Source organism: Mesorhizobium sp. B2-4-3 (assembly GCF_006442815.1).
GTDB lineage: Bacteria > Pseudomonadota > Alphaproteobacteria > Rhizobiales > Rhizobiaceae > Mesorhizobium.
Genome location: NZ_VFVL01000004.1, coordinates 228,367 through 251,466 on the forward strand (window position 1 = coordinate 228,367; position 23,100 = coordinate 251,466).

Genomic DNA, 23,100 nt, shown 5'->3' on the forward strand with positions numbered 1-23,100 from the left:
AGAGGTAACACAATGAAAAAACTGCTTATTGCGTTGATGACCACGACCGCGGCCCTGTCGCTGGCGGCAACCGCCGAGGCCGCCGACAAGCTCAAGGCGTGCTGGGTCTATACGGGTCCGATCGGCGACTTCGGCTATTCCTACCAGCACGACCAAGGCCGCCTCGAGGTCGAGAAGGTGCTCGGCGACAAGGTCGAGACCGCCTATCTCGAAAACGTCTCGGAAGGCCCGGACGCCGACCGCGCTTTCGAGCGCCTGGCGCGCGAGAAGTGCAAGATCATCTTCGGCACTTCCTTCGGCTTCATGGATGCCGAGGTGAAGGTCGCCAAGAAGTTTCCCAAGGTGATGTTCGAGCATGCCACCGGCTTCAAGACCGGCGACAATCTCGGCATCTACAATGCGCGCTTCTATGAAGGCCGCTATGTGCTCGGCCAGATCGCGGCAAAGGAATCGAAGAAGGGCCTCGCCGGCTACATCGTTTCCTTCCCGATCCCGGAAGTGGTGATGGGCATCAATTCCTTCATCCTCGGCGCTCAGTCGGTCAATCCCGACTTCAAGGTGAAGATCGTGTGGGTGAACTCCTGGTTCGATCCGGGCAAGGAAGCCGACGCCGCCAAGGCGCTGTTCGACCAGGGCGCCGACATCATCGTCCAGCACACCGACTCGACCGCCGCGCTGCAGGTCGCCGAGGAGCGCAAGCTGCATGGTTTCGGCCAGTCGTCCGACATGATCAAGTTCGCGCCGAACGCGCAGCTGACCTCGCTGACCGACGAATGGGGCCCGTACTATATCAGCCGCGTCCAGGCCGCGCTCGACGGCACCTGGAAGCCGGACAATGTCTGGCTCGGCATCAAGGACGGCGCCGTCAAGCTCGCGCCCTACACCAACATGCCGGACGACGTGAAGGCGATGGCCGAGGCGACCGAGAAGAAGATCGCCGGCGGCTGGAACCCCTTCACCGGACCTGTCTCCAAGCAGGATGGTTCGCCCTGGCTTAAGGACGGCGAGGTCGCCGACGACGGCACGCTGCTCGGCATGAATTTCTACGTCAAGGGCATCGACGACAAGCTGCCGCAGTAAGCGGCAAGTCGCTGAACCGGAACGAAAAAGGGCGCCCCCGGGCGCCCTTTTTCTTTGAAACTGCTTGGGTTCGCGTGTGCTGTCAGACCGCCGAGCCGTAAAGGTCGTAAGCGTCGGCGCGCTCTACCTTTACCGTGACGATCTCGCCGGCGCGCAGCGGCCGCCGCGACTGGATGTGCACCGAGCCGTCGATCTCCGGCGCGTCGTATTTGGTACGGCCTTTGCCGGATGTACCATGCGCCTCGTCGATCAGCACCGGGAGGCGCTTTCCGACTTTCTTGGCCAACTGCGCTGCCGAGATCTTCTGCTGGCGCTGCATGAAACGGTGCCAACGCGCTTCCTTGATCTCCTGCGGCACCTGCTCCAGCCCGAGGTCATTGGAGCGCGCACCCTTGACCGGTTCGTATTTGAAACAGCCGGCGCGGTCGATCCTGGCTTCGTCCAGCCAGTCGAGCAGCATCTGAAAATCGTCCTCGGTCTCGCCGGGGAAACCGACGATGAAGGTCGAGCGGATGGCGAGGTCCGGGCAGACCTCGCGCCAGCCGCGGATGCGGTCCAGCGTCTTCTCGCCATGCGCGGGACGCCGCATGTTCTTCAGCACCTGCGGCGAGGCGTGCTGGAAGGGGATGTCGAGATAGGGGAGGATCTTTCCCTCCGCCATCAGCGGAATGACGTCGGCGACATGCGGGTAGGGGTATACATAATGCATGCGTATCCAGATGCCGAGCTTGCCGAGCTCCTCGGCGAGGTCGAGGAATTTCGCCCGCACCTCGCGATCGCCGAACATCGACGTCTGGTACTTGATGTCGATGCCGTAGGCGCTGGTGTCCTGCGAGATGACGAGGATCTCCTTGACGCCGGCCTTGGCGAGCTTTTCGGCTTCGCGCAGCACATCCGCGGCCGGACGCGAGACGAGATCGCCGCGCAGCGCCGGGATGATGCAGAAGGTGCAGCGGTTGTTGCAGCCCTCGGAAATCTTCAGATAGGCGTAGTGGCGCGGCGTGAGCTTCACGCCTTGTGGCGGCAGCAGGTCGACATAGGGATCGTGGCTGGGCGGGGCCGCCTCGTGGACCGCCGCCATCACGCTCTCATAGGCCTGAGGGCCGGTGATCGCCAGCACATTGGGATGCTTTTCACGGATGACCTCCGGCTCGGCGCCGAGGCAGCCGGTGACGATGACGCGGCCGTTCTCCGACAGCGCCGAGCCGATGGCGTTGAGCGACTCGTCGCGGGCGGAATCGAGGAAGCCGCAGGTGTTGACGACGACGAGGTCGGCGCCGTCATGCTTGCGTGCGATCTCGTAGCCCTCGGCGCGCAGCCGCGTGAGAATGCGCTCGGAATCGACGAGCGCCTTTGGGCATCCAAGACTGACGAAACTGACGCGTGGAGCGGACATGAACTTGTTTTCCAAGAGATGAGGGCGAGATCGAGGAGCCTCAGGCTCCGAAGATCGATCTACGGCGCGCGGCTTTGAGCCGTTTCGCGCGCAATAACACGCTTCGGCTCAGAAGCAAACCTGCCGGCGGGCCATGACAAGGGGCGATGTGGCAGACGCTCGCCTTGAAAGAGCGTCAGTGGCCATCCGATCCGAACCAGGGCGCCAGAAAAGCAAAATGGTCGGGAAACTGCTGCACGGCGCCTCCCAGAAGCATGTTCACCGCGACATAGAGGATGATCAGCAGGCCGACATAGGCGATCCAGCGGTATTTGTGCAGCAAGCGCGCGACGAAGGATGCGGCAAAGCCCATCAGCGCGATCGAAAGGACCAGTCCGATGATCAGCACTGTGGGATGCTTCATGGCTGCGCCGGCGACGGCGAGCACATTGTCGAGCGACATCGAGACGTCGGCGATAACGATCTGCCAGGCGGCCTGCGAGAAGGTCTTGCGCGGCGACTTGCCGGCGATCTTGCCGTCCTTGTTGTAGTCGCCGTTCGACAGCGCCTCGGTCGCGTCGCGCTCATCCTCATGGCTGACGCGCAGCTCGCGCCACATCTTCCAGCACACCCACAAGAGCAACAACCCGCCGGCGATGAGCAACATCGGGCCGATGCTCAGCAGCCATTGCGTGATCAGGGCAAAGACGATCCGCAGAACCGTGGCCGCCGCGATCCCGACCAGGATGGCGCGCTTGCGCTGATCCGCGGGAAGGCCGGCTGCCGCGAGGCCGATCACAATCGCGTTGTCGCCGGCAAGCGCGAGATCGATTGCGACGACCTGGAGGAGAGCCGAAAGGCCTGCGGCAGTGAATATTTCCATCGACTAGAAATCCTTGCCTGAAATGAGCGTAGCCCTTTACCCGGACGGGCCTAAAGGCCCGGTCCATCGGCGTCAAGACACGGGGTTGGACATCGCTGGAAAACAGCGCCGATGGCGCAAGCACTCAGGGATTAGGGTGGCCGCCGGCAAGCTGGAGAGGCCGAAAACTAGAGCGTTTCACCGTTTCACGGAAACGGCGAACCGCTCTATCTCTTTGTTTTGACGCAATTCCGGACGGGAAACCGCTACGCACTTTCCCTGGAATTGCTCTAGTCGTAGAGATTATATTTGGCCCAGTCGGATTCCGGGATTTCGTCGCCGATCTTGTAGCGGAATTGCAGCACTTCCATATGGTCCGGCGCGGTCTGGCATTTGAACTTCAGCCGGTACCATTGACCCTTGCTGCGGAAGGCGGCGCCCGAGCTCTTGATGGCATCGGCGCTCATCTGCGGCGTGGCGAAGGCGTAGGCCACGACACGGTCGGCCTTGTAGTTGCGATCGTCGTGGCTGATCCGGTCGAGCACCTCGGCGTCACAGCGCTGCTCGAGGCGAGTTTGGGGATCGAGTTTCATCAGGCCGGCGCGCAACGCATTGTCCATCGCCTTGGCCGGCAAGACCGGCATCAGCGACGCCAGAACCATCAGGCAGAGCTTTTTCATGGGCGCGAGAAGCAGCATATTTTGTCCGGTAAATCAAATAAACGCTGCTTCACCAACCGTTGACATCATGCCGGAGGGCGTGCCGGAACGCCCGGAGGGCATGCCGGAACGCTTCAGTCCGTCAACCAATACGTGCCGAGAACGACTAAACGGAGAACTACGCCTACGCTATAGCCGTCTCAAACGCGAACCTTAGCTATCCCAAACCATGCCCGGAGCCGGCCCATGATCGTCCCAAATGGGCGCGGCCCTAAAGACACAATTCCTTCCGGATGTCTGCAACAATCTCGGCTGGCTCATTGGTTGCATCTATCGGAACTCCAAAGCGAAGGACGCCCGCGCACGACCTCGAGGGGCGCAACGAGACATAGCCGCTGCACTGGGGCGGCTGTGCTGAGAGCTTGCACGAAGCCATCGAAATAGGCGGGATTGGTGAAAGCCATCGGCACAATCACTAAGGGCGCGCGCTTATGCTTGCGCAGTGCCCCCTGGGCTATCAATCGCCGTCAGATCGCAAGATCTTGATAGTCCGGCTGCTGTCGGGCCAAGCCGAGCATCCAAGCGGGGAGCCTGCGCAGAACAAATCCAACTTTCTCAGGGTCGTAGATGACGGCTGCGGGGACACTGCGTGCCAGCAGGTTCGCTACAGTGGTCTTCCCAATCCCGAAGGAACCATTGAGCAAGACGAACATACACGCAGCTTATCCGATGCCGCGCGACGGCGGGCGACATTATCGCGCTATAGAAGGCAATCGGCGGTGTTTGGCGGAGGGAGCCGCCGAACAGCGGCACCCAAGTCCGGCACGCGGTCGGGCATCGTTTCGCCTGGCCCCCCAATAGGCCCGTGCTGGCCGGCAGCGTTGAGGGACGCTTGTGGCGTCGGGGCTTTGCCTCTAGACGATGCAACGCAATTCGAGATACAAGACCCGCTGGGGTTGTAGTTTGGGAAGGGGACGATATGAAAAAGACGTACGAAAAGCCAACGCTCACCAAGAAGGATCGGCTGAGCGCGGTTACGGCTATTGCTTGTCCGTCAACGGGCTGTCCGGTCGACTAAAACATTATTTCTATTGGGGTTATGACGGGCTTCGCCCGACCCTAAAAAGCCGAGCGAGCCGCTGTCTACAGGAAGCATTCGTTAGGAAGCATTCGTTCATCGCCTGGACAAGATCGTCGTGACTTTTCAGATCGGCGAGGACGTCGCGGATCGACTGCATGGTAACGTTGCCATCCTCATCGCGACCGAACGGGATCTTCGTATCCATGTCGATCGCGCCTGACCGCTGACCAAGCTCCACCATTTCGCCTGAACCCGGAGGCCGACGGGCAGCCTAGTCGGCTTGCCTTCCTTCGCTCCGGCGGCGGCAGAATGCGCGCCTTGGGCACTGTCTCCGGTGTCAACTCGATAGGGGCCTTGGCAAGCTCCCGCTCGATGTCGTCGGACCTGGACGGCGCCGGCTTGGTGGGGACGCGTCCAAGGCCACTGTCGACACTGTCAAGGACCGCCGATTTCTCCGTATCCGGGAATACCCGGCACATGGGAAGACGCTACCCGGTTTTCCACCCGGCCACAACGCCGATTGAAATCCAACGATATCGACGAGATTCCCTGCTGTGTCGCCGGAAATCGTTTGATTTTCAGTTGCTTAGAATATCGATGCTAAACTAAATCGATGAGCCTCTGGCGGAGGGAGTGGGATTCGAACCCACGGTGAACTTGCGCCCACGCCGGTTTTCAAGACCGGTGCCTTAAACCGCTCGGCCATCCCTCCATCGTGATCTTCACGAGGCGCTTCGTCCTTGCCGACCGCAAAAGCGGTACCGACACGAACGCAAGCGCCCCATGCTCTAGTGCGCCGTGCAAAGATCTGTCAATGTTCTCGGGAGCCGGGGGCAATTGCAGGAAGCCGGTCAGATGCAATTGACAATGCCGCCAAGACCCTGCCAATCTCTACCTGCTAATGTTCTAACGGGGGAATTGATGAAAAAGATCTACGAGAAGCCGGTTTTGACGAAGCGTCAGAAGCTTTCGAACGTTGTGGCCACCGCATCGCCGGTACCGCAATAACATACATACCGGCAACTTGATCGAATCGGCGCTGGCGCTTTGACGCCCGTGGGCGTGGTCGCTGCTGGGAAATTGGCTTTGGCTGTCATGTCGCCGTCCGATCATCGCCCAGTTCCATGCCTCGCCATAATCTAGCCCTGTTGCGGCCATAATCGATTAACATCGTGATAAGCAATTCCTGTGCAAAAGGGATTGGGGATCAAGGTGTTGGCCTGGCGGGCGACTTCTGGCCCCGTCGGATGGCACGGTAGGGGACAATCGAAGACATGCAGATTTCGGCGCGCCCGCGTCTTCGTCGCGCTTCTGCTTTCGCCCTGTGCGCCCTTTCGGGCCTTATTTTGGCTGCCTGCGCCTCCCAGCCCGAACCGAAGGGCATGGTCTACAAGAAGGCCCGCTCCAAGGAATATTTCGCCGAATCCGAATACGGCGTGAAGGCGAGCCCGCGTGTCCAGTTCATGCGGCGCGGCGGCGGCCGCGACCAGCTCGGCAAGCCCTACCAGGTGCGCGGCAAGTGGTATTACCCGAAGGAAGATAAGAAGGGCTACGCCAAGGTCGGCCTTGCTTCCTGGTACGGCGATGCGTTCCACGGCCGCCTGACCGCCAATGGCGAAGTCTATGACATGACGCATCTGACGGCGGCGCATCCGACGATGCCGCTGCCGAGCTATGCCCGCGTCACCAATCTGGAGACCGGCAGCTCGGTCATCGTGCGCGTCAACGACCGCGGCCCCTATCACGAAGGCCGCATCATCGACGTCTCCGAACGCGCGGCGCAGATGCTCGACTATGCCAAGGTCGGCACCGCCAGGGTCAAAGTCGAATATGTCGGCCGCGCGCCGCTCGACGGCGATGACGACCGGTATCTGGTAGCCTCGTACCATCCCGGCAACAACCGGCCGGATCCTTCGGACGGCCTGCCGACCGGCGTGATGGTGGCCATGAACGGCCCGTCGCCGAGCGTGCCGGTGGCGGCGTCTCCGGCCGCCGCGCCGTTCCCGGGCGAGTTGACCAATTCCAGGCAGGCCTTTGCAGCGCAGCCGGGGCTTTCGGATCAGCCGGTCGTGCAACCGGCGGCGTTCTCGGTGCAAGGCGCCAGCGATGTCGTGTTGCCCGATTTCGGGCCAATCGTGCCGGAACGGCCGGACTTCGCCCTTCCGCCGAACTCGCCCTTCGCCATGGCTTCGCTGTCTTACGCTGATGAGCGGGTACAGCGCGCCGACGTCTTTGCCGCGCTCGATGCCGGCGGCATGTCGCCCGCCGATGTCCTGCAGTCGTGGCGGAAATCGAACCGAGAGCAACAGGCGCCCGCATCCGACTACGTCGCCGCCGGATCTTTCGACGAGGCCGCGGCGGCAAAGCGTGTGGCCACGGCGCTCGAGCCGTTCGGCCGGACCGAGATCCAGCGCACCGAGCTCGACGGCAATGACTGGTATGCGGTCAATGTCTATCCGGACGGCCATGGCAGCATCGACGACCTGCTTCAGGCAGCCTGGTCGCATGGCGCGCCGGATGCACTGGCTGTGCGTAACTGATCAAATTCGCGCGGCCCGTTGATCCGGCCGAAAAAACCCTGATAGCTTGGCCGCGGGGTAGTTTTGCGCAATTCCGGGTGGCTCTACGCTTCCGGTGTTGCTCAGATTGGGTCGGCATTTCATGCAATTGCGCCTTTTTCCGCCTTTCGCCAGCCTTCTGGGATTGGTGCTGGTGTTGCTTTGCTCCGCCCCGGCCAGCGCGCAGCTTTTCGAGACCAAGGCGACGCAGGCGTTCATGATCGATGCCGACACCGGCACCGTGCTCTTCGCCAAGGACCCCGACAAGCCGATCCCGCCGGCCTCGATGGCCAAGCTGATGACGATGGAAATGGTCTTCAACGCCATCAAGTCGAAGCGGATCACGCTCGACGACACTTTCGTCGTCAGCGAAAACGCCTGGCGCACCGGTGGCGCGCCGTCCGGGACCTCGACCATGTTCGCCAAGCTCAAATCCGAGGTCCGCGTCGAGGATTTGATCCAGGGCGTCACCGTGCAGGCGGCCAATGACGGCTGTATCGTGCTGGCCGAGGGCATGGCGGGCTCGGAAGCGAATTTCGCCGCGCAGATGACCGATCGCGCCCGCCAGCTCGGCCTCTCGAAATCGACCTTCGTCAATTCGACCGGCCTGCCGGCAGACGGCCAGCAGACGACGGTGCGGGAGCTGACGATGCTGGCGCTGCATCTGTGGCGCGACTATCCGGAGTTCTTCCACTATTACAGCCAGCCGGAGTTCACCTGGAACAAGATCTCGCAGAGGAACCGCAATCCGCTGATCGCCATGGGCATCGAGGCCGACGGCTTCGTGGCCGGCGCCAGCGAGCAGGCGGGCTTCGGCCTTGTCGGCACCGTCAGCCATAACGGCACGCGCGTGATCGTCGCCCTCAGCGGGCTGGCAAATGACCGCGAACGCTCCGAAGAGGCGCGCAAGCTGCTCGACTGGGGCTCGCGGTCATTCCAGAAGACCGAGATATTCGCCAAGGACGAGGTGGTCGGCGAAGCGCAGGTTTTCGGCGGCGCCAAGTCCGGTCTGGCCTTGAAAGCCAAGGGGCCAGTGGACATCTTTCTGCCGATCGCCAACCGCGACAAGCTGACCGCCAGGATTGTCTACCAGGGCCCGGTGTCGGCGCCGGTCGAGGAGGGGCAACCGGTCGGGGAATTGCGCGTTTGGATAGGCGAGACGCTGAGCCAGCAGACGCCGCTCTATGCCGCAGAATCGGTGAAGGTGGGCACGCTGCCGCAGCGCGCGCTCGACGCGGCCAAGGAACTCGCTGTCGGCTGGCTGCGTCAGAAACATTTGTGATCGGGCAAGTTCGTGGACCTTTTGTCGGACGGGAGCTATGACAGCGGCCAGCATGGGCAAAGGCAGTCTCGATTGGCGAGCGGATTTTTCATCACCTTCGAGGGCGGCGAAGGAGCAGGCAAGTCGACGCAGATCGAGCGGCTGGCGCGGCGCATGCGCGCCAAGAAATACGAGGTGCTGGTCAGCCGCGAACCGGGCGGATCGCCCGGCGCCGAGGCCGTAAGGCATGTGCTCCTGTCCGGGGCGGCCGAGCCGTTCGGCCCGAAGATGGAGGCGATCCTGTTCGCCGCCGCGCGCTCCGACCATGTCGAGCAGGTCATCCGGCCGGCGGTCGAGCGCGGCTCGATCGTGCTGTGCGACCGTTTCATCGATTCCTCGCGCGTCTACCAAGGGGTCACCGGCGGCCTCGATGCCGATTTCATGAAGGCGCTGGAGGCAGTGGCCATCAACGGCATGATGCCGGACATGACGCTGATCTTCGACATCGATCCCGCTGAAGGCCTGAAGCGGGCCGCCGCGCGGCGCGGCGCCGGTGACGCCGCCGACCGCTTCGAGAAGGAGACCTTGGCCATCCACCGGCGACGGCGCGAGGCTTTCCTTGCCATCGCTGAGGCGGAGCCGGAGCGCTGCATCGTCGTCGACGCTTCCGCCGATCCCGATACGGTGGAAAATGTCGTCACCGCCGCCGTCTTCGCGGCGCTGGAAGACCGGATGCCGGCGCAAAGGATTGAGACGGCGCCGGCATGATCTTCGAACGCATCGCCCCCGAACAGCACGACACACTGGACGGCGTGCCCGAGCCGGCTGAAACGCCGCGGCTGATCGGCCACGCGACGGCGGCAGGGATGCTTGCGAGCGCCTACCGCGCCGGCAAGCTGCCGCATGCGCTGATTTTTGCCGGGCCGCAAGGTATCGGCAAGGCGACGCTGGCGTTCCACATGGCGCACCATCTTCTGAGATATCCGGATTTCAAGACGGCACCCGAAACGCTCGCCGTTCCCGACCCGGCTTCCTCGCTGTTTCGCCAGATCGCCACCGGCGCGCATCCTTCGGTGCTGCATCTCACCCGTCCGGCCAATGACAAGACCAAGAGCTTCAAGACGGTGCTCACCGTCGACGAGATCCGCAAGGTCAGCCGTTTCCTGTCGATGACCTCGCATGACGGCAGCTACCGCGTCGTCATCGTCGATCCGGCCGACGACATGAACACCAACGCCGCCAATGCCTTGCTCAAGAATCTCGAAGAGCCGCCAGCGCGCACCCTGTTCATTCTGGTGGTGCACGCACCGGGCAGCCTGTTGCCGACGATCCGCTCGCGCTGCCAGATGGTGCGGCTCGCGCCTCTGGCCGCCGACGAGCTGATGGCGGTGCTGGACAATGTCGAGCCGCCGCCGCCGGACGATCCGGCCGCGCGCGCCGCGCTTGCCGAGCGGGCAGGGGGCAGCGCCCGCAACGCGATCCTGCTCACCCAATATGGCGGGCTGGAGATCGCCGGCGCGCTCGACACGCTGGTGGCGGCAAGGAAGCCCGACATTGCCGGCGCCCACCGCCTTGCCGAGGCCGTGGCGGGACGCGATCAGGCGATCCAGTTCGACATCTTCAACCGCCGCGCGCTCGACCTGCTTTCGGCCGCCGCCAGCGAAGCAGCGCTGGCCGGCGACCTCGCCAGGGCCAAATCGCTGTCCGAGGCTTGGCACGAAGCGCTGAACACGATATCTGAGGCCGAGACCTACAACCTCGACAAGAAGCAGCACGCCCTGACCATGATCGACCGCCTGAATTCTGCGATGCGAATGTGAATGCGCCCTTGTCCTCGGGATGGCAATCGCCGTCTCGATGAGATATCCACCGCGACACTTCCCATTCAGACATTCATGGCGATTTCATCCATGGCACGCGAAAAATTCTATCTGACCACCCCGATCTTTTATCCGAATGGCAAGCCGCATATCGGCCATGCCTATACGGTCATTGCCAGCGACGCACTGGCCCGCTTCCAGCGGCTGGACGGCAAGGACGTGTTCTTTCTCACGGGCACTGACGAGCATGGTCTCAAGATGCAGCAGACGGCCGAGAAGGAAGGCATCGCGCCCTTAGAGCTTGCCGACCGCAATTCAGCGATCTTCCGCTCGATGACCGAGACCCTCGGCGCTTCAAATGACGAATTCATCCGCACGACCGAACCACGCCATTACGCATCCTGCCAGGCGATCTGGAAGGCGATGGCCGCGAATGGCGACATCTACCTGGACCGCTACAGCGGCTGGTATTCGGTGCGGCAGGAGGCCTATTTCGACGAGAGCGAAACCACGCTCGGCGAGGATGGCGTGCGCCGCGAACCGCTTGGGTCGCCAGTCGAATGGAACGAGGAGGAAAGCTATTTCTTCCGGCTGTCCGCCTATCAGGACAAGTTGCTGGCGCTGTATGAAAGCCAGCCGGATTTCGTCGGTCCGGCGGAACGCCGCAACGAGGTGCTCAGCTTCGTCAAGTCCGGCCTGAAGGATCTGTCGATCTCACGAACCACCTTCAAGTGGGGCGTTCCGGTGCCCGGCGACGACAAGCATGTGATGTATGTTTGGGTCGATGCATTGACCAACTACATCACCGCCGCCGGCTATCCCGATACCAAGTCCCAGAAATGGAGCTTTTGGCAGGCCACGCATATCATCGGCAAGGATATCGTGCGCTTCCATGCCGTTTACTGGCCGGCTTTCCTGATGTCGGCCGGGATCGAGCTGCCGAAACGGGTCTTTGCCCACGGCTTCCTGTTCAACCGCGGCGAGAAGATGTCGAAGTCGGTCGGCAATGTCGTCGACCCGTTCGCCATGGTCGAGCATTACGGTCTCGACCGCGTGCGCTACTTCTTCCTGCGCGAGGTGCCGTTCGGCCAGGACGGCAGTTACAGCCATGAAGCGATCGTCAACCGCACCAATGCCGATCTCGCCAACGGCCTCGGCAATCTGGCGCAGCGCTCCCTGTCGATGATCGCCAAGAACTGTGGCGGCAAGGTGCCGTCGCGCGGCGACCTTGCCGAGGCCGACACGGCGATCCTCGACCAGGCGATCGAAGCGTTGGCCGTCGCGCGCAGGGCAATGGCGGAGCAGGGCATCCACCTGGCGCTGGCGGCGATCTTCGGCGTTGTTGCCGAAGCCGATCGCTATTTCGCTTCGCAGGAGCCCTGGGCGCTCAAGAAGACCGACCCGGAGCGCATGGAAACAGTCTTGTGGACAACGGCCGAACTGGTGCGGCGTGTGGCGCTGCTTTGCCAGCCTTTCGTTCCCGGATCGGCCGCGAAACTGCTCGACCTGTTGGCCGTGCCCGCGGACAAACGCGCTTTCGAGCACGTCCACGCCGACCACGCGCTGGTGCCCGGCGCGGCATTGCCGGCGCCAGTGGGTGTGTTTCCGCGCTACGAGCAAGACGGCAATAGCTGATGCTGGTCGACAGCCATTGCCATCTCGACTTTCCGGACTTCGCCGAGGAGCGGGCGGCTATCGTCGCCCGCGCCCTCGCCGCCGGAATCGGTCGCATGGTGACGATCTCGACGCGCGTGAAGCGCTTTCAGCAAACCCTTGAAATCGCTGAAACTTTCAATGAGGTCTATTGCTCGGTCGGCACCCATCCGCACAATGCCGCGGAAGAGCTGGACGTCACCGCCGACGAGCTGGTGCGGCTTTCCGGCCATCCCAAGGTGGTGGCGATCGGCGAAGCCGGGTTGGACTACTATTATGACAAGGCGCCGCGCGATGCCCAGGCGCAAGGTTTTCGCACCCATATCGCCGCCGCGCGGCGGACCGGCTTGCCGCTGGTCATCCATGCACGCGATGCCGACGACGACATGGCGTCGATCCTCGAGGACGAAACAGGGAAGGGCGCCTTCCCCTTCATCCTGCACTGTTTTTCGTCCGGACGCAGGCTGGCCGAAGTCGGCGTGGCGCTGGGCGGCTATGTCTCTTTTTCCGGCATCCTGACCTTCAAGAACTCGACCGAACTGCGCGCCATCGCCGCCGACGTCCCACGCGACCGGCTGCTGGTCGAAACCGACGCACCCTACCTTGCGCCGGTGCCGCATCGCGGAAAACGCAACGAACCGGCCTATGTGGCGAACACGGCAAAAGTGCTTGCCGAGACCATCGGCGTCAGCGAGGCCGAGATCGCCGATATCACCACCGGAAACTTCTTCCGGCTGTTCGCCAAGATGCCGCGTCCGGACATGGCGGCGGGCTGAGGCATGGGCGACCGGCTGCGCTTTACCGTTCTTGGCTGTGGCTCATCGCCCGGCACGCCGCGCATCACCGGCGATTGGGGCAATTGCGACCCCAACAACCCGAAGAACCGGCGCATGCGCACGGCCGCGCTGGTCGAGCGTGTTGCCGCCAACGGCGCGCGTACTACAGTCGTCATCGACACCGGGCCGGATTTCCGCGAGCAGATGCTGCTGGCCTCGGTCAAGCGCATCGACGCGGTCGTCTACACGCATCCGCATGCCGACCACATCCACGGCATCGACGATCTGCGCGGCTACGTGCTCGAGCAACGCCATCGCATCGATGTCCATGCCGACGAGCCGACCATGCTGCGGCTGCGCCAGGCGTTCGGCTATTGCTTCGAGACGCCACCCGGCAGCTCTTATCCGCCGATCGTCAAGTCGCATCTTATCGACCACGCGAGCCCGGTGGTGATCGAAGGCGAGGGGGGCCCCCTCGCCCTTGAGCCGCTGCCGCAGATCCATGGCGACATCATCTCGCTGGGCTTCCGCGTCGGCGGGCTCGCTTATTGCCCTGATATCAGCGACTTTCCGACCGCCACGGCAGAGCGTTTGCGCGACCTCGACATGCTGGTCATCGATGCGCTGCAGTACAACACCCATCCCAGCCATCTGTCGCTCGGCCAGGCGCTGGAGTGGATCGAAAAGCTGGCGCCGAAGAACGCCGTGCTGACGCATATGCATGTGCCGCTCGACTACGCCGCCGTGATGGCCGAAACGCCGGATCACGTGGTGCCCGCCTATGATGGCATGGTGGTCGAAATTCCTTACGAGTCAGAACGATAGCGTCAGCTGCTCAGTTTGTGTTGCAGTTCGTCTGTCGAACGTTCGGTCGAGATATCGAAGTCGCGAAGCGTTGCAGGGAGTAATCCGCGGAGTTCGTCGCCAGCAGCGAAAGCCGCAGCAATTCCCGGGTATGCGCCCGACCCGCTAGTTCCATAATATATCTTATGCGACTTTCTCACGACCACAACTCCACCAGGCAGCGCGTACAGCGGCCACTAGCCGCTGCTCATTGACTGACTAGCTCCATGGCCATCGTCAGCGCGAAGATTGTGAGGATGAGGCCGGAAAGGAAATCAAAGACGCGCAGGTTGGCGCGGGCTGGAAAGTAGCGAGGCCATGATGCCGCCTCCCAATGCATAGCCGTAGCAGCAGAGCGCCGCCATCAGGATCAGCGCCATGACGAATTCCAGCTGGGCTGGGACACCCCGCTGTGCATGGCGCGCCTCGGTGAAGTTGAGGTGTCCGCCAGGTTCAGGAAATATCGAATCTGGTTGAGTTCCATTGCTCTGCCCTCACCGCTCTCCCTGTGCCGCTTTATGAGCGAGGAAGCGCCATCGCGCGCAACAATTGCCGACCGGCACGGAAACTATACATGCCGGCTATTGGCAATTTTTATCCGGCGCTGCGACAGTCGAAATCATCAATGAACGCAACCCGCTTGCCACTCATACCGGCCAGCAGGCAGCATTTCCACCGAAGAGACAAACGACAGAAAGGCAATTCCGATGAAAGCAATCATTGTCACGGATCAGGCTTCGGGAACGGCCGGGATGAAGCTGGTGGAGCGCCCCGAGCCGCAAGCCGCGATAAACGACGTCGTCGTTCAGGTTCATGCGGCAGGATTCGTCAACACCGAACTGGGTTGGCCCTCGACCTGGGCCGACCGGCGCGACCAGGACAGGACTCCATCGATCCCAGGTCATGAGCTGGCCGGCGTGGTCACAGCCCTCGGCTACGGCACGACGGGGCTGTCTGTGGGACAGCGGGTGTTTGGCCTCGCCGACTGGCATCGCGACGGCACGCTCGCTGAGTATGTCGCCATGGAAGCACGCAATCTCGCGCCGCTGCCGGGCGACGTCGACTTCACGGTGGGCGCGAGCCTGCCAATCTCGGGTCTGACCGCGTGGCAGGGTCTGTTCCAGCATGGCCGTCTGCAGGCTGGGCAGAGCGTCCTCGCGCATGGCGCAGCCGGCGCCGTCGGTTCGGTCGTGACGCAGCTTGCACGAGAGGCCGGAGCCTATGTCATCGGCACCGGCCGCGCCGCCGACCGCCAGAAGGCGCTCGACTTCGGCGCAAATGAATTCGTCGACCTCGGGAGCGACACCCTGGAAGACGTCGGTGGCGTCGATCTGGTGTTCGACGTCATCGGCGGCGACATCCAGAAGCGGTCCGCAGCGCTGATCCGGGCCGGTGGAACGCTTGTGACAGCCGTCGGACCGACGGATATTCGACCTGCAGATGGCCTGACGGTTGACTTCGTCGTCGAGGCTGATCGCGCCCAGCTTTTTGAGATAGTTCAGCGGGTCAGGGACGGAAGACTGCGGACGAACATCGGCAAGGTCTCGTCCCTCGAAGATGCGATCGCTACCTTCAATTCGACTGAGCGACGGGCTGGGAAGACGGTCATCCGCATTCGCACGTGAACCTCGCATCTGCAACGGATCTTCCTGGCCGATTGGTTCCCGCGCGCTCCTTGGATCAACCGCTTCAGGGACCGCGCCAATGCGATCACCGCAAGCCAGTCAGGGGCGTCTTATCGACGGAGATGTGCCTTACTTCATCGCGTGGCAGCATCGGCGCGTTGCCGCTACGCCCCCTCGAAATAGCCGAGAACCCCGCTGAAGGCGGCGGCGATTGCAACGAGATGGACGAGACCGAGCGCCAGCCATCTGATGCTGCCGCCCGGGGCAACGAATGCCCCGTAGGCAGGAAACTGTGCCAGAGCCAGCCCCACCGACAGGCTGGTGACGGTGTTGTTGGTCAACAGTGTCGCCAGCATGGGTATCGGATAGAGAGCGCGCGCCAACACCCAGTCGCCATGCCCGGATCCGGCGGAAAAGAGTGCCAGAAGCAGGGCGATAGGCGTGGCGCACATGCCGAAAACGAGCCCTGCCCGCCATGAGAACCTTGGCATCATACCTCCATAAACGATGTGGCCTTCCGCATCTGTTTCAGGCATTCGGCGAGCGCCGCCTTGTCCGAAGCGCGTAGTTTCTCTTCGGCCACTGCGGGCGATAAGGGTGGCAAGGAACCAGCAACCTGCAAGCATTGGAACACTCTTCATCGCCGTCGCCCCATCTTGTTGCCCGAGACGCGAATTGTCGCAAAACTACGGGCTGAAGCAACTACCCTGCCCCAGACTGCTGCCACGCTGGGACGCAACAACAAAGGCATGCAGAAAATGACCGCTCCGCCTTGCTTTCTTGGCTTTCCCGATCGCCTCGCCGATAGGCGCGTGCCGCGAGCGGTGATCTTCGGCGCGGGCCATGGCAGCACCTATCCCGGCGAGGACAGCAGCGGTTATGTCAAGGCCGCCGATGCCATCCGAATTGCGAGCCAGGACGACATCCCGCTGGTCGAACACTGGGATTTCGATCTCGGCGGTCCCCTGTTCAATGGCGGACCGGTCTGCTGCGTCGATGCCGGCGATGTCTTGACCATCATGCATGACAATGCCGGTAATCGGGCCCGGATCGAGGCAAAGACGCGCGAAGTTCTGTCCTTGCCGGCCGTACCGATCCTGCTTGGCAGCGACTGTTCCGCCACCATCCCTTTCCTCGCCGGCTTTGCGGATCATGGGCCAATCTGGATTCTGCAGATCGACGCCCATATCGACTGGCGCGACGAAGTGCACGGCGAACGCTACGGCTATTCGAGCCCGATGCGCCGGGCGAGCGAGATGCCGCATATCGCCGGCATGGTGCAGGTCGGCCTGCGCAGCGTCGGCAGCGCGCGTCTAGAGGACATCGAAGCGGCGCGGCGCTACGGCAGCCGTTTCGTCACGGCCCGCGAGGTTCACGCCCAGGGCGCCGAAGCCGCTTTGCAGCACATTCCGGAAGGCGCAAACGTTGTCGTCACCCTCGACTGCGACAGTCTCGATCCCTCGATCATGCCGGGCGTGGCGGCGCGCACGCCTGGCGGCCTCGCCTACACGCAGGCGATCGATCTGATCGCGGGCCTCGGCAAGCGGGCCAGGATCGCAGGGTTCGACCTCGTCGAATTCTATCCTCCCGCCGACATCGACAATTTGACGGCGCTGACCGCGGCGCGGCTTCTCGTCAATGTGATAGGCGCCATCACTCGGCAAGCCGGCTGATGGCCCGCTTGGCGTGCCCTCGCCCAAGCCCAGAAACGAATTCGGCTCCTCGACCGCCTTCTAGTTGCAGAAAGCCGGGACCTGTTTCGCAGAAAATTGAAAAGACTTCTGCCCTGCGACCATCGGATTTCCAACCTACGGCGGCGGTGTTTCTTCAAGTTGCTTTGCTGTATTGTCGGGTTGAAGGCGACTGATCGACCTTTATCGCCGCCACAAGCATTGGATCATCCTGTTACACCATTTTTTTACTTACTACTACGTAAGTCTCTGATTTTCATCGCAGTGCGGCTAAATCGTCACACTTTATTTTCGAATATTCGACTATGGTTACATCACCGATGGGATTTGGGTGGATCGGAGGAATCAGTGAAGAGACTTGTTGCAATTGCCGCGCTGGCCGGACTCAGCGCGACCGCCGCTTCGGCGGCGAGGCGACCTGGACCGCCACTGGAATCAACAAGACCATCACCAGCCCCTACTTCCCTGACAGCGATACCGAGACCGCTAAGCTGAAGCACTACGCAACTGTGGTTGGTCGGGTTGGCTATGCTTTCGATCGCTTCATGGTCTATGCCAAGGGCGGTTATGCTGGCGGCGAAGTCAGCTTCAATGCCCACGACTGTTGTTATGCGAACCGGGGTGTGAGCTACGACCAAAGCGGATGGCAAAACGGCTATGCTGTAGGCGCGGGTATCGACTACGCTCTTACCGACAAGTTGATCCTCGGGATCGACTATACGCATATCGATCTTGGATCCAAGACCGGCACGGGACCGAATGTCTATGATGACAACGGTGAGCACGGCGCAAACCCGGAGACTTTCAAGATCAAGGCCCGGGCCGATGCGGTCATGGCGCGGCTGAGCTACAAGTTCTCCAACTGAGCCGATCAACAAACCTGATTTGGATTGGCCCGGCCCTCGCGCCGGGCTTTCCTGTTAGAAAAACCCGTCGAGAAACGCCGCCGCCTCGTCCGAAATGCCCACGATCTTGTTGGTCGCCTGGCGGTAGAACTTGAAATTGAGCTCGGTCTGCGGCCTTCCGTCCTGCCAGTCCTTGAAGCGCTTGAGCTCATCACGCCCCAATCGCTTGGCCGCCGACGCCGTGCGGCGGATAGAGACGCTGACACGGGGCGTCTGCCGTTCGAGGTCGGGTCGTTTTGGGATTGCCTGGGATGACGTCACGACGCCACGAGCGACCAGCCCCTGCCCGCCTTCGTTCTCGCTGGCGAACAGGAAGACGACGTCGCTTTCGGCAATGGCCTTGCCACCATACATGGTTTTCTGGGCGGTGAAGACGAATGCTTCCGCCTGCGGATTTTCGATCTCGGCCTTGATGGCATATGCCATGCCTCACGGGTCCCGGTTGAGGCCGATCCGGTAGCTCAGCACGCGCCGGGCGCCCGGCTCGATCAGCATGACACCCGGCTTGTCGGCGAGCTCGCCGTCGAAATCGATGGGACTGGCGATGCCGTGCCAGGGCTCGATGCACAGGAACGGCGCGCCGCCGGGCTTGGACCAGATGCCGAGCTCGTCGAAGCCCTGCCACGACATCTCGATCGCCGGTCCGCGCCCGGCGGCATAGCGCACGCTGGTGCTGGCCGGTCTGTCGAGGATGACGGCGTCGTCGTCGAACAGTCTTTCGGAAAGCGACAGCGTCTTTCCCTCGATGGGCGTCGGTTGCGGGGCCGGCAGCAGCAGGCCGTCCTTCAGACGTCGGACCGGCGCCGGTTCATCCTCGGCGAAGGTCAACCTGTAGGCCTCCTTGGGCAGTTCCGGCAGCAGCGGCCAGTTGAACGCCGGATGCGCGCCGATCGAGGCGGGCAGCGTCCCGTCGCCCGTGTTGGCGATCTCGAAGGTCACGCCGAGCTGCCGGGGTTTCAGCTCGTAGCCGATGGCCAGGCGAAAGGCGAAGGGATAGTGCTTCCGGGTCTCGGCGTCATCGGTCAGCACCAATGTGCAGGCGGTCGGCCCCTGCTCCGCCCAGGCAAAGCCCCTGTCGCGGGCAAAGCCGTGCTGCGTCATCGGATAGGTTTGGCTGCGATGCCGCAGCTGGTCGCCCTTGAGCCGGCCGACGATCGGGAACAGGACCGGCGAATGACGGCGCCAGGCTGGGCCCGCCTGCCACAGAAGCTCGGTGCCGTCGGCATCGCGCAGCGAGACCAGCTCGGCCCCCTGCCCGACGATGGTCGCCGAAATGCCGTCAGCGTGAAGCGTCAGTTGTTCCATTGCGTCCTCGCGGCTGGCTGGTCTGGCCGGCAGGCTAGCAAAAGGCCGCGCGTGAACTCAAGCGCGGGGGGGGGCGCCTCACCTTGGCCGTGGATGCCCTCGATGCAGCGTCGAAAAAATGGCCGGAGGTTTCCCTCCGGCCATGCCGAGATCGGCAGCGTTGCCTGCCACGGTCCGGGCCTATTCGCGCTCGCCGGTGAAATTCAGGAGCAGCTGGAAGATGTTGATGAAGTTCAGATAGAGCGAGAAGGCGCCGAAGACGGCGAGCTTCTGCTGCGATTCCGCATCGAAGTTCTCCGCATACTGCTCCTTGATCGTCTGCGTGTCCCAGGCGGTCAGGCCGACGAAGACGGCAATGCCGATCACCGAGATGGCGAACTGCAGCGCAGTCGAGCCGAGGAACAGGTTGACCAGGCTGGCGATGACCACGCCGATCAGGCCCATGATCAGGAAGGACGAGAACTGCGTCAGGTCGCGCCTGGTCGTGTAGCCGTAGAGGCTGGTGGCGCCGAACATCGTGGCGGCGATGAAGAAGGTGCGCGCGATGCTGGTCGAGGTGAACACCAGGAACACCGAGGCAAGCGAAAGGCCCATGACGGCGCAGAAGGCCCAGAACATCGCCTGCGCGCCCGAGGCCGACATGGTCTGCATCCTGAACGAGAACAGCATGACGAAGGCGAGCGGCGCCAGCATCACCACCCATTTCAGCGGGCTGGAGAAGATCGGCACATAGAGCGCCGGCGTCGAGGCCACGAAGAACGCGACGAGGCCGGTGACGACGAGGCCGAGGCCCATATAGTTGTAGACGCGCAGCATGTGCTTGCGCAGGCCCTCGTCATAGACGGCTCCGGCCTGGACGCCGGCGCCCGTTCGGTATCCCAGATTGGGGCTGTTCATTTGGTTCTCCTTGGTTCTCAGTAGAGGGTCTGTTCTCAGTAGAGGGTTCTAGCGAGTTTCTCGGCGGCACGGTCGAGATTGCCGGCGCCGCTGCGTCCGACCACGGCATAGGCGACCTCGCCGATCTGGAAATACGCGGTTGAAATGTCATCGGAGGGCGCGATCGTCGGCTTCACCACATCGAACGTGCCGGGCCTGATGGCGAACAGCGAGACAAGGCCGAGATCCTTGGTCTCCACCGCCACCTCGACGCTCGGGCCGAATTGCGAGGGATAGACCTGGACGTCGCGGACCTTCCAGTCGTCGGGCAGCGACGGCATCACGATCGCGGTGGCGGCGCGGATATCATCGGCGTCGTAGCCCGGCGCCTCTTGCTGCGACGGCATCGTCTCGCGCACCAACGTCGTGCGGTGCGCCCGGACCGCATCCTCGACATAGGCCGGCGGCTGCGTCGAGGCGACCACCTTGGTGACCGCGATCGGCCCGAAAATGCCGTTGGCAAGCCAGCCCGCCGCGACCAGCACGGCCGCGGCCGCGGCGCGCTGCAGCACGGCAAGGATACGGCCCCTGGCAAGCGCCCTTTCCAGCCGTCGCGCCGCTTCTGTCGCGGCTGGACGCGCCCTACCGATGGGGCCTGCAAGTGCTACTCGCAGTTCATCGCGCGTCCTCAAATCGGACATCACGCGCGCCGCCGCTTCCGGGCGCGCGGCGAGGAACGCCTCGACCTCGATGCGGCGGGCGACATCCAGTTGATCGTCGACATAGGCGTCGAGATCGGCATCGGTTACGGGGTCGACAATGGCGGTCATTGATCGTCTCCCACGATCCTGAGATGAGGCCTGGCTTTCGACGCCGCGCCCTCCTCCATCTCGCGAAGCGCGGCACGCGCGCGGCCGATGCGCGACATCAAGGTTCCGAGCGGCACGCCGATGACATCGGCGGCCTGCTGGTAGGAAAGCCCCTCGATGGCGACGAGGTGCAGGGCGGAGCGCTGCTCCTCCGGGAGCGAAAGAAACGCTTCCCGGACCTGGGACAGGCGCACCGCATGGTCCTGCGACGCCGGCATGCTTTGGTCGGCGACAAGGCCGGCCTGCTCGACGCGCGCCGCCTCGGAGCGGCGCGAGCGCATGCGGTCGATGAAGATGTTGTGCACGATCGCCAGGAGCCAAGCGCGCAGATTGCCGCTTGAGCGAAAGGTCGCGCGCCGCTCATAGGCGCGCACCAGCGCGTCATGGACGAGATCCTCGGCGTCGGCGCTATCGCGCGTCAGCGAGCGCGCGTAGCGCCGCAGCGACCCCAACTGACCGACGATATCGAAGCGTGCCATCGACCGTTTCATGCCCTGTTTACGGAGCATGTAGGGATTTTAATCCCCTGCCCGGCATTTCTTTTCGTGCCGCCGGCTCTAAGGAAACCGCTGGCGCGGCGGTGTCGATTTGCGTATCACTCCGCCGCCATAGGAGTCCTTTTCGATGTTCGAGACCCTGCAGCCCGCGCCCGCCGACAAGATCCTTGCCCTGATCGGCCTTTATCGCAACGATCCACGGCCCGGCAAAGTCGATCTCGGTGTCGGCGTCTACAAGGACATCGACGGCAGGACGCCGGTGATGCGCGCCGTGCGCGAGGCCGAAAAGCGGCTGCTGGCCAGCCAGGATACCAAGACCTATCTCGGCCTTGCCGGCGACACCGGCTTCAACGCCGCCATGATCAACCTCGCCTTTGGCGAGAATGCCGACCATTCGCGCATCCGCGCGGCACAGGCGCCGGGCGGATCCGGCGCGCTCAGGCTGGTGGCGGAGCTTCTGCAGCGCACGCGTCCCGGCGCGACCGTGTGGCTGTCCGATCCGACCTGGCCGAACCATCCGCCGGTGATGCGCGCCGCCGGTCTGCAAGTCCGCGACTATCCCTATTTCGATGCCGCTTCCGGCGCTGTCCGCTTCGACGAGATGCTGGCGACGCTCAGGACGGCCAACAGCGGCGATGTCGTGCTGCTGCATGGCTGCTGCCACAACCCGACCGGCGCCAATCTGGATACTGCGCAGTGGGCCAAGGTCGCCGACGTGCTGCTGGAGCGCGGCTTGCTGCCTTTCGTCGACATCGCCTATCAGGGCTTTGGCGAGGGCCTCGACGCCGATGCCGCCGGCCTGCGGCTGCTGGCCGACAAGGTGCCGGAAATGGTTGTCGCCTCGAGCTGCTCGAAGAATTTCGCCGTCTATCGCGACCGTGTCGGCGCCGCGATGATCATGGCCAAGGACGGCGCCCAGGCGGATGTGGCGATGAGCCAGATGCTGGCGGCGGCGCGCGCGCTCTATTCGATGCCGCCGGACCATGGCGCGACGGCCGTGCGCATGGTGCTCGAAGACGCTGCCCTGAAGAAGGATTGGGAAACCGAGCTTGAGGAGATGCGGCTGCGCATGCTCAGGCTGCGCGTCGCTTTCGCCGAGGCGTTGCGCCGGCAGTCCAACTCCGACCGCTTCGATTTCGTCGCCAGCCATCGCGGCATGTTTTCGCGACTCGGGCTGACCGAGGCGCAAGTCGAACGCCTGCGCGCCGAACACGCCGTCTATATGGTCGGCGACAGCCGCATCAACGTGGCTGGCCTGCCGGAGGACGGCATGGACGATCTCGCCAAGGCGATCGTCTCGGTGCTCGACTAGGGCCGGATGATTTCAGGTCGAAACGACCGGAAATCTGAATCCGGCTCTAAAT

At 63.1% G+C, this 23,100-nt stretch carries 21 protein-coding genes and 1 tRNA gene; 12 read left to right on the plus strand and 10 right to left on the minus strand.

The features are described 5' to 3' along the window. Positions 1 to 12: 12 nt before the first annotated feature. Positions 13 to 1,080 (plus strand): BMP family ABC transporter substrate-binding protein, encoded by a 1,068-nt coding sequence (locus FJ956_RS06685; protein WP_140672954.1) that lies wholly within the window; start codon positions 13 to 15, stop codon positions 1,078 to 1,080. Between the two features lie 82 nt (positions 1,081 to 1,162). Here FJ956_RS06685 and rimO read toward each other — a convergent pair whose 3' ends face one another. The 4 genes from rimO to FJ956_RS06710 form a co-directional block, all read right to left on the minus strand. Then, positions 1,163 to 2,476: a 30S ribosomal protein S12 methylthiotransferase RimO gene (gene rimO / locus FJ956_RS06690; protein ID WP_140672955.1), complete on the minus strand. Its 1,314-nt coding sequence runs from the start codon at positions 2,474 to 2,476 to the stop codon at positions 1,163 to 1,165. Positions 2,477 to 2,651: 175 nt separating this feature from the next. Next, positions 2,652 to 3,338, minus strand: a complete 687-nt coding sequence (locus tag FJ956_RS06695; RefSeq protein WP_140672956.1) for a TerC family protein — start codon at positions 3,336 to 3,338, stop codon at positions 2,652 to 2,654. Between the two features lie 269 nt (positions 3,339 to 3,607). Beyond that, a complete protein-coding gene (locus FJ956_RS06705; RefSeq protein WP_181170080.1) occupies positions 3,608 to 4,015 on the minus strand; it encodes a DUF930 domain-containing protein in 408 nt (135 codons plus the stop codon). A 1,664-nt stretch (positions 4,016 to 5,679) separates the two neighbouring features. Next, positions 5,680 to 5,769, minus strand: a tRNA-Ser gene (locus FJ956_RS06710). A gap of 562 nt (positions 5,770 to 6,331) precedes the next feature. Here FJ956_RS06710 and FJ956_RS06715 point away from each other — a divergent pair. From FJ956_RS06715 to FJ956_RS06755, 8 genes are all read left to right on the plus strand, one after another. Further along, complete coding sequence (locus FJ956_RS06715) at positions 6,332 to 7,597, plus strand: septal ring lytic transglycosylase RlpA family protein (RefSeq protein WP_140672957.1); 1,266 nt, start codon at positions 6,332 to 6,334, stop codon at positions 7,595 to 7,597. A gap of 121 nt (positions 7,598 to 7,718) precedes the next feature. Next, positions 7,719 to 8,897: a D-alanyl-D-alanine carboxypeptidase family protein gene (locus FJ956_RS06720; protein ID WP_140672958.1), complete on the plus strand. Its 1,179-nt coding sequence runs from the start codon at positions 7,719 to 7,721 to the stop codon at positions 8,895 to 8,897. A gap of 72 nt (positions 8,898 to 8,969) precedes the next feature. After that, complete coding sequence (tmk, locus tag FJ956_RS06725) at positions 8,970 to 9,644, plus strand: dTMP kinase (protein WP_140672959.1); 675 nt, start codon at positions 8,970 to 8,972, stop codon at positions 9,642 to 9,644. Next, positions 9,641 to 10,696 carry a DNA polymerase III subunit delta' gene (locus tag FJ956_RS06730; protein WP_140672960.1) on the plus strand — a complete coding sequence of 352 codons (1,056 nt, stop codon included), beginning with the start codon at positions 9,641 to 9,643 and terminating at the stop codon, positions 10,694 to 10,696. The genes tmk and FJ956_RS06730 overlap by 4 nt, the downstream gene beginning before the upstream one ends. Before the next feature lie 90 nt (positions 10,697 to 10,786). After that, positions 10,787 to 12,331 carry a methionine--tRNA ligase gene (metG, locus tag FJ956_RS06735; protein WP_140672961.1) on the plus strand — a complete coding sequence of 515 codons (1,545 nt, stop codon included), beginning with the start codon at positions 10,787 to 10,789 and terminating at the stop codon, positions 12,329 to 12,331. Beyond that, a complete protein-coding gene (locus FJ956_RS06740) occupies positions 12,331 to 13,125 on the plus strand; it encodes a TatD family hydrolase (RefSeq protein WP_140672962.1) in 795 nt (264 codons plus the stop codon). Before metG ends, FJ956_RS06740 begins: the two co-directional genes overlap by 1 nt. Positions 13,126 to 13,128: 3 nt before the next feature. After that, entirely contained in the window at positions 13,129 to 13,950 is an 822-nt protein-coding gene (locus tag FJ956_RS06745) for an MBL fold metallo-hydrolase (protein ID WP_140672963.1), read from the plus strand. Positions 13,951 to 14,675: 725 nt separating this feature from the next. Continuing rightward, entirely contained in the window at positions 14,676 to 15,593 is a 918-nt protein-coding gene (locus tag FJ956_RS06755) for an NADP-dependent oxidoreductase (protein ID WP_140672964.1), read from the plus strand. A 164-nt stretch (positions 15,594 to 15,757) separates the two neighbouring features. On the opposite strand, the gene FJ956_RS06760 is transcribed toward FJ956_RS06755, so the two are convergent. Then, complete coding sequence (locus FJ956_RS06760) at positions 15,758 to 16,084, minus strand: hypothetical protein (protein WP_181170081.1); 327 nt, start codon at positions 16,082 to 16,084, stop codon at positions 15,758 to 15,760. Positions 16,085 to 16,351: 267 nt separating this feature from the next. Between FJ956_RS06760 and FJ956_RS06765 the strand changes: the two genes are divergently transcribed. Continuing rightward, a complete protein-coding gene (locus FJ956_RS06765; protein ID WP_140672966.1) occupies positions 16,352 to 17,266 on the plus strand; it encodes an agmatinase in 915 nt (304 codons plus the stop codon). 323 nt (positions 17,267 to 17,589) lie between these two features. After that, positions 17,590 to 18,150 (plus strand): outer membrane beta-barrel protein, encoded by a 561-nt coding sequence (locus tag FJ956_RS06770; RefSeq protein WP_140672967.1) that lies wholly within the window; start codon positions 17,590 to 17,592, stop codon positions 18,148 to 18,150. A gap of 54 nt (positions 18,151 to 18,204) precedes the next feature. On the opposite strand, the gene FJ956_RS06775 is transcribed toward FJ956_RS06770, so the two are convergent. The 5 genes from FJ956_RS06775 to FJ956_RS06795 all read right to left on the minus strand — a co-directional run bounded on the left by FJ956_RS06775 (position 18,205) and on the right by FJ956_RS06795 (position 21,718). Further along, positions 18,205 to 18,615 (minus strand): hypothetical protein, encoded by a 411-nt coding sequence (locus FJ956_RS06775; protein ID WP_140672968.1) that lies wholly within the window; start codon positions 18,613 to 18,615, stop codon positions 18,205 to 18,207. Positions 18,616 to 18,618: 3 nt separating this feature from the next. Beyond that, positions 18,619 to 19,494, minus strand: a complete 876-nt coding sequence (locus FJ956_RS06780) for an aldose 1-epimerase family protein (RefSeq protein WP_140672969.1) — start codon at positions 19,492 to 19,494, stop codon at positions 18,619 to 18,621. A gap of 180 nt (positions 19,495 to 19,674) precedes the next feature. Beyond that, entirely contained in the window at positions 19,675 to 20,391 is a 717-nt protein-coding gene (locus FJ956_RS06785) for a Bax inhibitor-1/YccA family protein (protein WP_140672970.1), read from the minus strand. A gap of 35 nt (positions 20,392 to 20,426) precedes the next feature. After that, the gene (locus tag FJ956_RS06790; protein ID WP_140672971.1) at positions 20,427 to 21,200 is read right to left on the minus strand and encodes an anti-sigma factor; all 774 of its coding nucleotides are present in this window, start codon (positions 21,198 to 21,200) and stop codon (positions 20,427 to 20,429) included. Further along, complete coding sequence (locus FJ956_RS06795; protein WP_246671967.1) at positions 21,197 to 21,718, minus strand: sigma-70 family RNA polymerase sigma factor; 522 nt, start codon at positions 21,716 to 21,718, stop codon at positions 21,197 to 21,199. The genes FJ956_RS06790 and FJ956_RS06795 overlap by 4 nt, the downstream gene beginning before the upstream one ends. A gap of 145 nt (positions 21,719 to 21,863) precedes the next feature. Here FJ956_RS06795 and FJ956_RS06800 point away from each other — a divergent pair, with 145 nt between their 5' ends. Beyond that, a complete protein-coding gene (locus FJ956_RS06800; RefSeq protein WP_140672973.1) occupies positions 21,864 to 23,048 on the plus strand; it encodes an amino acid aminotransferase in 1,185 nt (394 codons plus the stop codon). Positions 23,049 to 23,100 lie beyond the last annotated feature (52 nt).